Annotated in this window: 11 protein-coding genes; 4 read left to right on the top strand and 7 right to left on the bottom strand. The window is 52.4% G+C overall.

Annotated features, from left to right (window positions below; all coding sequences use genetic code 11):
* The first annotated feature begins 189 nt into the window (after positions 1 to 189).
* Positions 190 to 1,233 carry a GMP reductase gene (locus G8S19_RS18490; RefSeq protein WP_040229985.1) on the top strand — a complete coding sequence of 348 codons (1,044 nt, stop codon included), beginning with the start codon at positions 190 to 192 and terminating at the stop codon, positions 1,231 to 1,233.
* A gap of 107 nt (positions 1,234 to 1,340) precedes the next feature.
* On the opposite strand, the gene hofC is transcribed toward G8S19_RS18490, so the two are convergent.
* From hofC to nadC, 4 genes are all read right to left on the bottom strand, one after another.
* Positions 1,341 to 2,543, bottom strand: coding sequence for a protein transport protein HofC (hofC, locus tag G8S19_RS18485; protein WP_124021857.1), 1,203 nt, complete (start codon positions 2,541 to 2,543; stop codon positions 1,341 to 1,343).
* The gene (gene gspE, locus G8S19_RS18480) at positions 2,533 to 3,918 is read right to left on the bottom strand and encodes a type II secretion system protein GspE (protein WP_048212684.1); all 1,386 of its coding nucleotides are present in this window, start codon (positions 3,916 to 3,918) and stop codon (positions 2,533 to 2,535) included. Before gspE ends, hofC begins: the two co-directional genes overlap by 11 nt.
* A gap of 9 nt (positions 3,919 to 3,927) precedes the next feature.
* A complete protein-coding gene (gene ppdD / locus G8S19_RS18475; RefSeq protein WP_116360678.1) occupies positions 3,928 to 4,365 on the bottom strand; it encodes a prepilin peptidase-dependent pilin in 438 nt (145 codons plus the stop codon).
* Between the two features lie 216 nt (positions 4,366 to 4,581).
* Positions 4,582 to 5,475: a carboxylating nicotinate-nucleotide diphosphorylase gene (gene nadC, locus G8S19_RS18470; protein ID WP_048213473.1), complete on the bottom strand. Its 894-nt coding sequence runs from the start codon at positions 5,473 to 5,475 to the stop codon at positions 4,582 to 4,584.
* Between the two features lie 87 nt (positions 5,476 to 5,562).
* On the opposite strand from nadC, the gene ampD reads away from it, so the two are divergent.
* On the top strand, positions 5,563 to 6,126 hold the full coding sequence (gene ampD / locus G8S19_RS18465; protein ID WP_061067253.1) for a 1,6-anhydro-N-acetylmuramyl-L-alanine amidase AmpD: 564 nt from the start codon (positions 5,563 to 5,565) through the stop codon (positions 6,124 to 6,126).
* Positions 6,123 to 6,977 (top strand): beta-lactamase regulator AmpE, encoded by an 855-nt coding sequence (gene ampE / locus G8S19_RS18460; RefSeq protein ID WP_253685661.1) that lies wholly within the window; start codon positions 6,123 to 6,125, stop codon positions 6,975 to 6,977. Before ampD ends, ampE begins: the two co-directional genes overlap by 4 nt.
* 92 nt (positions 6,978 to 7,069) lie before the next feature.
* Here ampE and G8S19_RS18455 read toward each other — a convergent pair whose 3' ends face one another.
* The 3 genes from G8S19_RS18455 to aroP all read right to left on the bottom strand — a co-directional run bounded on the left by G8S19_RS18455 (position 7,070) and on the right by aroP (position 10,955).
* Positions 7,070 to 8,020, bottom strand: coding sequence for a family 43 glycosylhydrolase (locus tag G8S19_RS18455; RefSeq protein ID WP_124021861.1), 951 nt, complete (start codon positions 8,018 to 8,020; stop codon positions 7,070 to 7,072).
* Positions 8,020 to 9,426 carry a glycoside-pentoside-hexuronide (GPH):cation symporter gene (locus tag G8S19_RS18450; RefSeq protein ID WP_048212679.1) on the bottom strand — a complete coding sequence of 469 codons (1,407 nt, stop codon included), beginning with the start codon at positions 9,424 to 9,426 and terminating at the stop codon, positions 8,020 to 8,022. The genes G8S19_RS18455 and G8S19_RS18450 overlap by 1 nt, the downstream gene beginning before the upstream one ends.
* A 155-nt stretch (positions 9,427 to 9,581) precedes the next feature.
* Entirely contained in the window at positions 9,582 to 10,955 is a 1,374-nt protein-coding gene (gene aroP / locus G8S19_RS18445) for an aromatic amino acid transporter AroP (RefSeq protein ID WP_086523581.1), read from the bottom strand.
* A 564-nt stretch (positions 10,956 to 11,519) separates the two neighbouring features.
* On the opposite strand from aroP, the gene pdhR reads away from it, so the two are divergent.
* The gene (gene pdhR, locus G8S19_RS18440; RefSeq protein WP_003018699.1) at positions 11,520 to 12,284 is read left to right on the top strand and encodes a pyruvate dehydrogenase complex transcriptional repressor PdhR; all 765 of its coding nucleotides are present in this window, start codon (positions 11,520 to 11,522) and stop codon (positions 12,282 to 12,284) included.
* Positions 12,285 to 12,438 lie beyond the last annotated feature (154 nt).

Here is a 12,438-nt window from a genome sequence, read left to right as displayed (position 1 = left end):
CAGTTAAAAGTTAAGCGTGCGAAGGCGAGGCTGCTGCAGGATTAACCTACTATTCGCCAGGTAAATTTATGGGATTGTAGCGTAAAAAAAGAGAATTTCGCAGTCTTGCGCGGCATTGATTAGTGCGTATGATAGCGTCACTGGAGTTGTGAGTTTCGATTTTTCGCCATTAACCCCAGGAATCCGCACATGCGTATCGAAGAAGATCTGAAGTTAGGTTTCAAAGACGTTCTTATCCGCCCTAAGCGTTCTACTCTCAAAAGTCGTTCCGATGTTGAACTGGAACGTCAATTCACCTTTAAACATTCAGGTCAGACCTGGTCCGGCGTGCCGATTATCGCCGCGAACATGGACACCGTTGGGACGTTTGCCATGGCAACGGCGCTTGCCTCCTTCGACATCCTGACCGCTGTGCACAAACACTATTCTGTTGAAGACTGGGCCGCTTTCATTGCAGATTCCTCAGCCGATGTACTGAAACACGTGATGGTTTCAACCGGGACGTCGGACACTGATTTCGAAAAAACCAAACAGATTCTGGCATTGAATCCAGCGCTGAACTTTATCTGCATTGATGTGGCAAATGGCTATTCAGAGCATTTTGTTCAGTTTGTGTCGAAAGCACGTGCGGCCTGGCCGACAAAAACGATCTGTGCTGGCAACGTGGTCACCGGCGAGATGTGTGAAGAACTGGTGCTTTCCGGTGCTGATATCGTCAAAGTGGGCATTGGCCCAGGTTCTGTATGTACCACCCGCGTAAAAACCGGCGTTGGCTATCCGCAGCTTTCTGCCGTCATTGAATGTGCTGATGCAGCGCACGGCCTGGGTGGCATGATTGTCAGCGACGGTGGCTGCACAATGCCGGGTGATGTGGCAAAAGCGTTTGGCGGCGGCGCAGACTTCGTGATGCTCGGCGGCATGCTGGCCGGCCATGAAGAAAGCGGCGGTAAAATCGTTGAAGAGAACGGTGAGAAATTCATGCTGTTCTACGGTATGAGCTCTGAGTCTGCTATGACGCGCCATGTTGGTGGTGTTGCTCAGTATCGTGCCGCTGAAGGTAAAACCGTTAAGCTGCCTCTGCGCGGCCCGGTTGATAATACCGCTCGCGATATCCTTGGCGGACTGCGTTCTGCTTGTACTTATGTCGGTGCATCCCGTCTGAAAGAGCTGACCAAACGTACAACGTTTATTCGTGTACAGGAACAAGAAAACCGCGTTTTCAATAGCCTGTAAGAACAGGTCGTACGGTTAAACGCCTGATGGCGCACAGCTTATCAGGCCTACGCTCATGCTCTGTGTAGGCCTGATAAGGCGTTTATGCCGTTATCCGACATTTAAATTTATCCCACACCACTCATTGCATCTCCCAGATGAAAAATCGGTAGATACATTGCCACAACCAGCGTACCGATAATCAACCCCGTAATGACAAGCAAGGCTGGCTCAAGTAATGACGCCAAATTTTCGGCCTGAGATAGCGTGTACTCGCTGTGATGTCGGGCGAGGTTTTGCAACATCGCATCCAGAGAGCCGGAAGCTTCACCGGTTCTCACCAGTTGCAAGCAAAGCGGACTAAATTCACCGCTATTTTTAAGCGCCAGCCATACCGGCTTCCCGGCACTGATATCGTGATGCACCTGTGCCAAACGTTGGGACCAATAAGGGCAGTTAAGGGTTTCAGTGACACTCTCCAGACCTTGCAGAAAGGGAATGCCCGCGTTTTGTGTTAATGCCAGTACGGTGAAGATCTGTGTAAGTTTTTGCCCCCTGACCATCGACCCGATGATGGGGAAGTGCAGCAGTGTTTTCTGACGCAGAATAAGCCAGTAGGGTTTCTGCTTTATCAATCCGTATGTTGTTCCCAGCACCAGGCATAGCAACCCTGCCAGCCATCCCCATCGACTGCTGTAGTGTGCCGCGGCCATAATCCACTGAGTGAGCGTCGGTAGCGGGGTGTTGAACGTACGATAGATGGCGGCAAACTCAGGGAGTACAAACTGCAGCATCGCCAGCACGACCATTATCGCCATGGCAAGAATGATAATGGGGTAGCGTAGTGCTTTTTTGACTTTATCAGCGAGTTGCTGTTGGTTTTTTTGCTGACGGGCAAGTTCAAAGCAGCAGTCGTCCAGTTTGCCCGTTAGTTCTCCGGTGCGGATCATTGCCTGGTACAGCGGGGGAAATACGTGTTGCCACCGCGAAAGCGAGGCTGACAGCGCAATGCCTTGTTCCATATCGTAAGCCAGCGTGCGCAGTAATGCCTGCCACTGGTTGCTGGGATGCTGTTCAGCGAGCAGAGTTAACCCAGCGGAAAGCGTCAATCCCGCTTTAAGCAGTGTTGCCAACTGGCGTATGGCTTCGGCACTGTTTGCTCTGCTCCAGTGCGAGGTTTTAACGCGCATCCGGTTAATGTGAATTGGCGTAATCTGCTGCTGTTCGAGCACAAACAGGAGCGATGGTCGGGTATCAGCCCATAGCATCCCTGCTACAGGTTGACCTTCGTGGGTTATTCCTTGCCAGCGCCAGAGGTGTTTAGTTGGCATGGGGCGTGCCCAGTACGCGGATCAGTTCTTCAAATGTCGTTAACCCTTGTTCCACCGCCTGACAGCCATCCTCGAAAAGAGTACTCATACCCGCTTGCTGAGCATCCGATTCCACAACGTCTGCGGATGAGCCATCGGCAATACGTTGCCGCAACGCAGGCGTAATGGGCAGTACTTCAAACAGAGCGGTTCGACCATAAAACCCGTGATAGCAGTGTTGGCAACCGGGTGCCTGCCAACGCGGTAGTGGCGTGGGCCAAAGTGTTGCCGGGAGTGTTATGGGAGTATCAAGTCGTCGCCGACAATGTGGGCATAATTTTCTGACTAATCGCTGCGCAACTATTAATGTCAGCGCGGAGGCAATCATCCAGCGTGCCACCCCCATTTGCTGCAGGCGTATCAGTGTTTCACTGGTGGAATTGGTATGCAGTGTCGAAAGAACCAAATGACCGGTTTGTGCGGCTTTCAGGGCAATCTCAGCTGTTTCGCCGTCGCGGATTTCGCCTACCATAATAATGTCGGGATCCTGGCGCAGTAGTGCACGTAATACACCCTGAAAATTAAGTCCGGCGCGAGGATGGATTTGTGTCTGATTGAGTCCTTCAATGGGGATCTCGACCGGATCTTCTACACTACAGAGATTCACATCGGGGGTGTTTCGGGTTTGTAGCGCACTGTACAGGGTAACCGTTTTGCCGCTCCCGGTCGGCCCGGTGACCAGAATCAAACCCTGTGGTTGCTGTAATGCTTGTGAAAACGCAGCCAACTGTGCCTCATGCATGCCCAGTGCGTTGACCTCCAGCGTTTGATTAACCTGATGAAGCAGGCGTAGCACTACTTTTTCACCCCATCGGCAAGGCAGCGTGGCGATGCGAAACGAAATGGGGTCACCTGAAATCTCCACGGTAAATTGTCCATCTTGCGGGAGTCGGTGCTCGGCAATATCCAGACTGCCTAATACCTTTAATCTTGCAGTGAGAGCAATGCCCATCTCGGTTGTGACTTCCGGTAATGTGTGTAGTACGCCATCCACACGTATCCTGATCCGGTAGTGATTCTCCGCAGGTTCAATATGAATATCAGAAGCCCGTTGTGCCAACGCGGATTGAAAAGCATGGTTCAGCAACCCTGCGGCAGTTGCGCTGCTTTCTGTGATGATGGCCGGGAGCATTTTACGCGGCGCGTGTGTGTGGCCCTCCATTTGCTGACGCGTCCAGCACACAATATCGATGCGTCGGGTCGTGGCAAAATGCAGTGCATCCAGCAGTTCGTGGGAAGGGGCATCCACAACAGCGATATGCACCGCGTCATTGTCTGCATCCAGTAATATGGCCTGATAGCGCTGGCACAGCGCCGTTAGTTGGGTGGTATTCATCTCTTTTCCTTAGTTGGCATCAAAACGAAAAACGTCTTCGCAAGCCTGTTGCAGCGCGCTGTCATTCTGGATAGAGCAGTTGCGATTCCAGCCCGTTATGCCGTTGGCGTTGTCCCAACCCGGCGTCATGGTGATGCTTAGCCCGTTCAGGCTTTCCTGCCCGCTGAGGCTGACCACGCCTTTTTCCACGCTCATACCTGAGACATAGCGGGTGGTGGTCACAGAGGGGATGCCATTTGTCCCGGCATCACAGGTTTCTGTTCCGCCGTGCTCCAGCGCGCAGAGTTCGACGGCAGTACGGTAGGGGACAAAGGTTTGCAGCATGTCTGTCAGCGCGGCTTTGCGCAGATAGTTTTGATAAGCGGGGATACCGATAGCGCTGAGGATGGCAATGATGCCAATGACCACCATCAGTTCGATAAGCGTGAAGCCTCGTTGTTTGTCCATTGTTGATTTGCTCCTTGAGTTAGCTGGCGCTACTTTGGCAAATCGAAGGGATTTCAGGCGAGAGGCAAAAAATAGAACGAGAAGGCCGGTTCAGATGAATGTTACGAAATTACAGAATCAGACAACGTATTTGCGAAGATGCTCGAATAAACTGCCGATCGGCGGCGGGGCTGTAGGCCCGATACGCGAATCGCCATCGGGCAGAACAGTCAGTGATTAGCGAAAACGCATCGAGAGGTCGAGTGCGCGGACATGTTTGGTCAGCGCGCCCACAGAGATGAAATCCACGCCGGTTTCCGCGAATTCGCGTAGCGTTTCATAGGTGACGTTACCAGATACTTCCAGACGCGCCTGGCCGTTGGTACGTTTGACCGCTTCGCGCATTTGGTCGGTTTCGAAATTGTCGAGCATGATGATGTCCGCCCCGGCTTTCAGCGCGTCGTCCAGTTCATCCAGGCTTTCCACTTCTACCTCAACCGGCACGTCCGGGTGCAGCCAGAAGGCTTTTTCCACGGCCTGTTTCACCGAACCAGACGCAATAATGTGGTTTTCCTTGATCAGGAAAGCGTCAGAAAGCCCCAGACGATGATTTGCGCCGCCGCCGCACAATACCGCGTATTTCAGCGCCGTACGCAGCCCAGGCAGGGTTTTACGCGTATCCAGCAGCTGGGTTTTTGTCCCCGCCAGCAGGTCGACGTATTTACGGACTTCACTCGCTACGCCAGACAGCGTTTGCACAAAGTTGAGTGCGGTACGTTCACCGGTCAGCAGTACGCGGGAAGGGCCGTCCAGTTCAAACAGCGGCTGATTAGCCTTAATGCTGTCGCCATCTTCGACATGCCAGGTGACGCTGACATCATCGCCAGCCAGTTGAATAAAGACCTCTTCCACCCAACGCTTCCCACAAAAAACGCCATCTTCACGGGTAATTACGGTAGCGTGGGAGCGCATATCTTCGGGTAAAAGCTGTGCGGTGATATCGTTATTGGCATCAACTTCTCCGCCTAAATCTTCACGCAGCGCCTGAGCGACAGCGGCAGGGATATCCAGATTTATGCGTTCCAACAGCGCGTCACGTCGGTAGTCAGGGTTATAGCGGCGAGGCGGCATGATAAAACTCCAAATTGCTAACGAATCATAAGGTGGAAACATGCTACCCTGAACCTGATATGAGCACCACCAATAAGGAGATTCTGCATGTTGTTAGACGAGGGCTGGCTGGCAGAGGCGCGACGCGTTCCCTCTCCGCATTACGATTGCCGCCCGGATGACGAAACCCCTTCTTTGCTGGTGGTGCATAATATCAGCCTGCCACCCGGTGAATTTGGCGGCCCATGGATCGACGCGCTGTTTACGGGCACGATTGATCCCAATGCCCATCCTTATTTTGCCGGAATCGCCCATTTGCGCGTTTCTGCCCATTGTCTGATCCGCCGTGATGGTGAGATCGTGCAGTATGTCCCCTTTGATAAACGCGCCTGGCATGCCGGCGTCTCGAGCTATCAGGGCCGCGAACGCTGTAATGATTTCTCAATTGGTATTGAGCTGGAAGGGACGGATACGCTGGCTTATACCGATGCGCAGTACCAGCAACTGGCTGCCGTGACGCAGACGCTGATTCAGCGTTATCCGGCGATTGCCAGTAACATGACTGGGCATTGCAATATTGCGCCCGAGCGTAAGACCGATCCCGGCCCCTCATTTGACTGGGCAAGGTTTCGCGCCCTGGTCACCCCCTCGTCACACAAGGAGATGACATGACGCTGTTTACAACATTACTGGTGTTGATTGTTGAACGCCTGTTTAAGCTGGGTGAGCACTGGCAGCTTGATCACCGGGTTGAAGCTCTTTTCCGTCGGGTTAAGCATTTCTCGATGATGCGTACGGTAGGCATGGCCCTGATTGCGATGGGGGTAACGTTCCTGCTGCTGCGCGCACTCCATGGGCTGCTGTTTAACGTGCCCTTGCTGGTGGCGTGGATCTTAATTGGCCTGCTGTGCATCGGCGCTGGCAAGACACGTCTTCATTATCATGCCTATCTGAACGCGGCGGCTCGCGATGACGCTCACGCCCGTGAGGCGATGGCCAGCGAATTGACGCTGATTCATGGCGTGCCGCCGGACTGCGATGAGCGTGAGTTTTTGCGTGAACTGCAGAACGCGCTGTTATGGAACAACTTTCGCTTTTATCTGGCGCCGTTATTCTGGCTGATCGTCGGTGGTTCGTGGGGACCGGTGACGCTGGTGGGTTATGCTTTTTTACGTGCCTGGCAGTCCTGGCTGGCGCGCTATCAGACGCCGCATCAGCGTCTGCAATCGGGTATCGATGCAATTCTGCATGTGCTGGACTGGATCCCGGTGCGCCTGGCGGGCGTGGTCTATGCGCTGTTAGGACACGGCGAGAAAGCGCTTCCGGCCTGGTTTGCCTCGCTTGCGGATATGCATACTTCGCAGTATCAGGTGTTGACGCGCCTGGCGCAGTTCTCGCTGGCGCGCGAACCCCATACCGATAAAGTCGAAACGCCAAAAGCTGCCGTTTCGATGGCGAAGAAAACTTCGTTTGTGGTGGTGGTGGTCATTGCGCTGCTGACCATTTATGGGGCATTAGTATAGCGTTGTGCCGGATGGCGCTAACGCTTATCCGACCTACAATGAAAAAACGTGTAGGCCCGGTAAGCGTTAGCGCTACCGGGCAGTGCAACGGCTTAGTTCGTATCAGCAGGCGGCACGCCAAAATCTGGCATGCCGTTTTCGCCCCAACGCACGAGTTTCAGACGAGTGTGGCGGTTTGGGTCGTACAGCGGATCGCCTTCGATTTCGGTGTAATTTCTCGCGTGGTACACCAGCACATCTTCACCTTCCGGCGTTTGCGTAAAGCTGTTGTGTCCTGGGCCGAACTGGCGGTTTTCGTAGCTGGTGGTAAAGACCGGGCGCGGTGATTTGTGCCAGTTCTGCGGGTTGAGTGGATCGGCGTTGAGGTCAATCCACAATAATCCCATACAGTAATTCTCATCGGTGGCGCTGGCGGAATAGCTGATGAACAGCTTGTCGCCGTGAACCATGACGGCCGGACCTTCGTTGACCCAAAAACCCCGGCATTCCCAGTCATATTCTGGATGGCTGAGCATCACTGGCTCGCCTTTAATCGTCCATGGATTTTCCAGCTCAGCGAGGTAGATATTGGAGTTCCCGGCGATATCGGGCGATTTCTGCGCCCACAGATACCACTGTTTTCCCTGATGGTTAAAGGTTGTGGCATCAAGCGCGAAGGTATCAAACTGGGTTTTAATTTGCCCCTTTTCAACCCACTTACCACTTAGCGGATCGGCATCTGCGCACTCCAACGCAAACATGCGATGCTGGAACATACCCAACGTATCGAGCGCCTGAGTGTACGTGGCCGCAAAGTAGATGTACCACTTACCTGCCAGATGATGGATTTCAGGCGCCCAGATGAGTTGGCTCATAGGGCCGCTGTCCGGTTTGTGCCAGACAACAACGGGTTCCGCGGTGCGTAATTCCCCCAGAGAGTCAGCCCGGCGGATCTCCAGGCGATCGTATTCGGGCACTGAAGCAATGAAATAGTAGTGGCTACCGTCACGTAAAATAAACGGGTCGGCACGTTGTTCAATAAAGGGGTTAGGCCACTGATTCATCAGGCTTTCCTTACGGTTTCAGTTGTTTTTATCTCGTGGTATTCATTCAGTTCACGGTAATTGGCGCGGCGCTTTTCTAAATCTGTCTGGATTTGCTGCATGAACTCGCGGTCAACTTTCAGCAGGCGAACCACGCCTGCAGTAATCAGGTAGCCTACGCCCGGAATAATAGTGAACAACAGCATAATGCCGTTAATCGCGGAGTCGCTTTGCGCTTTAGCGCCTGCATCGTAGCCGTACCAGGAAAGCAGGAAGCCCACCATCGCGCCGGCAATCGCCAGCCCCAGTTTCAGGAAGAACAGGTTGCCGGAGAAGCTGATCCCGGTGATGCGTTTACCGGTTTTCCACTCGCCGTAGTCATCGACATCCGCCATCAGCGACCAGTGCAGCGGGGATGGGATCTGATGCAGGATGTTGAGCAGGAAGTAGAGCACCATAATCATCATGGTGGCTTTCGGATCGAAGAAGTAAAATGCGGCGGAGAAAATCGCCAGGATGATGTTGGTCCAGAAGAAGACTTTCAGTTTGCACCAGCGATCGGTTAATACCTTCGCGAGCATACTGCCGATCATCATGCCGACAACGCCAAGGCTGATAAACAACGTTGCGAACTGTGTGCTTTGCTGCATAACCCAGGTGACGTAGTACATGGTGGCGGCCATACGAATAAAGCCCGGACAGACGTTGCACAAGGTTAATAGCAGGATTTTCACCCACTGATCGTTCTTCCACACGTCTTTCAGATCGGCTTTCAAATCGTCGTTCGTGGGTACCGCAGGGCGTACACGTTCGCGCACGGTCGCGAAACAAAACAGGAACATGCACATACCAATGAAAGCCAGCACGGCCATCGCCATCTGATAGCCTTTGGCTTTATCTTCCCCGCCAAACCAGTCTGCCATTGGCAGTAGCGTGAGTGAGAGTAGCAGAGTTGCAATCCCGACCAGCACGAAGCGATACGACTGGCAGGCGACGCGTTCTTTCGGATCGTTGGTGATGACGCTACCGAGTGAACAGTAGGGAATGTTAATTGCTGTATAGGTAATAGAGAGCAGGAAGTAGGTGACAAACGCATAGATAACTTTGCTGTTATACGTCCACTCCGGAGTGGTAAACATCAATACGCTGAATAATGCGTAGGGGAAAGCCATCCACAGAAGCCATGGACGAAACCGACCATATTTACTGCGGGTACGATCGGCCATTGCACCCATGATAGGGTCAGTAACGGCATCAATAACGCGTACAGAAAGCAGCAATACGCCGACAAGTGCAGGCGCAAGACCAAAAATATCTGTGTAAAAATAGTTAACAAACAGCATGATAGCGCCGAATATGATGTTGCATCCGGCATCGCCCATTCCATAGCCGATCTTTTCTTTCACCGACAGCTTTCTGGTTTCCATCAAGCGCACTCCATTAATGTGATATGGAGAGAATTATTGTCTGGTGTTGGTGTTTTTGCGTTGCAGGATAGCGCCGCTGATATGGACTAAACAGTCATCTGTGGGAAAGTGTGAGGCAGGTAACAACCCCCACCTGGTGCAGGTGGGGGGAAGGATTAATGCGCTTTCACGGCACCGGCCGTTTTCTGTTTGCACAGATAGCCAATGCCAAGAATGGCAATCCATACCGGGATCAGGTACACAGAGATCGCCATGCCCGGCGTCATCAGCATAATCACCAGTACTGCAGCCATGAAAATCAGGCACACCCAGTTACCCAGCGGATAGAGCAGTGCCGGGAAGCGGGTGGTAACCCCCTGCTGCTGTTTTGCTTTGCGGAACTTCATGTGCGCCAGGCTGATCATTGCCCAGTTGATCACCAGGGCGGAAACCACCAGCGCCATCAGCAGGCCAAAGGCGGATTCTGGCGCCAGATAGTTGATCAGCACACATAGAGCCGTAACCAGCGCGGAAACCAGAATGGTGTTCACCGGTACGCCGCGTTTGTCGACGTTCATCAGCGCTTTTGGCGCGTTGCCCTGTTGAGCCAGGCCGAACAGCATACGGCTGTTACAGTAGACACAGCTGTTATAGACAGAAAGGGCAGCGGTCAGCACCACTATGTTCAGCGCATTGGCAACAAAGGTGTCGCCCAGTTCGTGGAAAATAAGGACAAACGGGCTGGTATCAGCCGTAACACGCGTCCATGGCATCAGGGAAAGCAGTACAGCCAGCGAACCCACATAGAAAATCAGGATACGGTAAATGACCTGGTTGGTGGCTTTAGGAATGCTTTGCTCCGGGTTATCGGCTTCTGCTGCGGTGATCCCGACCAGCTCCAGCCCACCGAAAGAGAACATAATAATCGCCATCATCATTACCAAACCAGTGAAGCCGTGCGGCAGGAAGCCACCCTGGTCCCACAGGTTACTGACGCTGGCCTGCGGCCCGCCGTTGCCGCTGAATAGCAGCCAGCCGCCGAAGATGATCATCGCGACTACGGCAATGACTTTAATAATGGCAAACCAGAACTCCATCTCACCGAACACTTTCACATTGGTGAGGTTAATGGCGTTAATAATCACGAAGAAGGCGGCCGCAGAGGCCCAGGTTGGGATCTCCGGGTACCAGAACTGAATGTATTTACCCACGGCCGTCAGTTCAGCCATGGCAACCAAAACGTACAGCACCCAGTAGTTCCAGCCAGAGGCGAAACCTGCGAAACTGCCCCAGTATTTATAAGCAAAGTGGCTAAAGGAGCCTGCTACCGGCTCTTCAACCACCATTTCACCTAGCTGACGCATAATTAAAAAGGCGATAAATCCGGCGATAGCGTAACCCAGAATAATACCCGGCCCTGCAGACTGAATAACGGATGCGCTCCCGAGGAATAACCCGGTACCAATCGCGCCACCCAGCGCGATAAGCTGTATATGGCGGTTTTTAAGGCCGCGCTTTAGCTGATCGCCATGCTGTTGACTTTCCATCATGAAACCTCGTGTGTGGTTTTACTCTTCATCTTTCGAGTACTTATATTTTGAACCACGCAGTGACGCGTGTGTAAGTTTGCAATTCCGTTTGTTGTATTAATTTATTTACAGCAATGAATTATGAAATGTTGCCTAAAGACTTTTGTCTTGATCAGAATAATGTTATGCGAGCGCGAATGCACCTGCTTTATGCGGCGTGAGAGACGAGTTGAATAAAAAGAAACCATTTGTAAGCGCGAGTTTATCTACCACAAAATTTCCAATTTGAATTTTTATTCGAAAATAGTGATTGATAAATCGATAAATAAGCAGGTGAATCGGTTCAGATAATATTTTTTTTCGTTTCAATTCGGTTAAAACTACCTCGGGATGGGTAAATTTAACATTTGTGCATAGTTACATGTTTGAAACGTTATTTCTGTAATGTTGTTAAAATATGCCTCCTTTACTGATTTCAATCAAAACCTGTATGGACAGAAGGTGAATACTTTGTTACTTTAGCGTCAAGAACATGAAATTGGTAAGACCAATTGACTCCGGGCAAATGGCTTAAGACAGGAAATCATGGCCTACAGCAAAATCCGCCAACCAAAACTCTCCGATGTGATTGAGCAGCAGCTGGAGTTTTTAATTCTTGAGGGGACACTTCGCCCCGGAGAAAAACTCCCACCGGAACGCGAGCTGGCAAAACAGTTCGACGTCTCCCGCCCCTCCTTACGCGAGGCGATCCAACGCCTTGAAGCGAAGGGGTTACTGCTTCGTCGTCAGGGCGGTGGCACTTTTGTTCAGAGCAGCCTGTGGCAGAGCTTTAGCGACCCACTGGTAGAGCTGCTCTCCGACCATCCTGAATCCCAGTTTGACCTGCTTGAGACGCGCCATGCGCTGGAAGGTATTGCAGCCTATTACGCTGCACTGCGCAGCACGGATGAAGACAAAACGCGTATCCGTGAACTCCACCATGCGATCGAGCTTGCGCAACAGTCCGGCGATCTTGACGGTGAATCTGATGCGGTACTGCAGTATCAAATTGCTGTCACCGAAGCGGCACATAATGTGGTGCTGCTCCATTTGCTAAGGTGTATGGAGCCGATGCTGGCTCAGAACGTTCGGCAAAACTTCGAATTGCTGTATGCGCGTCGCGAGATGCTGCCGCTGGTAAGCAGTCACCGTACCCGTATCTTTGAAGCAATTATCGCCGGGAAGCCGGAGGAGGCGCGTGAAGCGTCGCACCGTCACCTGGCCTTTATCGAAGAGATCCTGCTGGACAGAAGCCGTGAGGAAAGCCGTCGTGAACGCGCCTTACGCCGTCTGGAGCAACGAAAGAATTAGTGATTTTTCTGGCAGAACGTTAACCAGAAGATGTTGTAAATCAAGCGCGAATTAAAGTGCGCGGCAACTAAATGCCAGGCCCATAAGGCTATTTTATTTGCCATTTTGGCCCTGGGCAGTGCTCACAATCCTCACGTACTACGTGTACGCTCCG

It is taken from the genome of Citrobacter sp. SX206 (assembly GCF_024181025.1).
GTDB lineage: Bacteria > Pseudomonadota > Gammaproteobacteria > Enterobacterales > Enterobacteriaceae > Citrobacter > Citrobacter youngae.
Note: the sequence above shows the minus strand (reverse complement) of the source record. Positions and strands in the feature narration are given on the sequence as shown.

What these genes read in the sequence shown, in the direction of transcription:
- G8S19_RS18490 (WP_040229985.1), top strand. Translation starts at nt 190, where the DNA reads ATGCGTATCGAAGAAGATCTGAAGTTAGGTTTCAAAGACGTTCTTATC.
- hofC (WP_124021857.1), bottom strand. Translation starts at nt 2,543, where the DNA reads ATGCCAACTAAACACCTCTGGCGCTGGCAAGGAATAACCCACGAAGGT.
- gspE (WP_048212684.1), bottom strand. Translation starts at nt 3,918, where the DNA reads ATGAATACCACCCAACTAACGGCGCTGTGCCAGCGCTATCAGGCCATA.
- ppdD (WP_116360678.1), bottom strand. Translation starts at nt 4,365, where the DNA reads ATGGACAAACAACGAGGCTTCACGCTTATCGAACTGATGGTGGTCATT.
- nadC (WP_048213473.1), bottom strand. Translation starts at nt 5,475, where the DNA reads ATGCCGCCTCGCCGCTATAACCCTGACTACCGACGTGACGCGCTGTTG.
- ampD (WP_061067253.1), top strand. Translation starts at nt 5,563, where the DNA reads ATGTTGTTAGACGAGGGCTGGCTGGCAGAGGCGCGACGCGTTCCCTCT.
- ampE (WP_253685661.1), top strand. Translation starts at nt 6,123, where the DNA reads ATGACGCTGTTTACAACATTACTGGTGTTGATTGTTGAACGCCTGTTT.
- G8S19_RS18455 (WP_124021861.1), bottom strand. Translation starts at nt 8,020, where the DNA reads ATGAATCAGTGGCCTAACCCCTTTATTGAACAACGTGCCGACCCGTTT.
- G8S19_RS18450 (WP_048212679.1), bottom strand. Translation starts at nt 9,426, where the DNA reads ATGGAAACCAGAAAGCTGTCGGTGAAAGAAAAGATCGGCTATGGAATG.
- aroP (WP_086523581.1), bottom strand. Translation starts at nt 10,955, where the DNA reads ATGATGGAAAGTCAACAGCATGGCGATCAGCTAAAGCGCGGCCTTAAA.
- pdhR (WP_003018699.1), top strand. Translation starts at nt 11,520, where the DNA reads ATGGCCTACAGCAAAATCCGCCAACCAAAACTCTCCGATGTGATTGAG.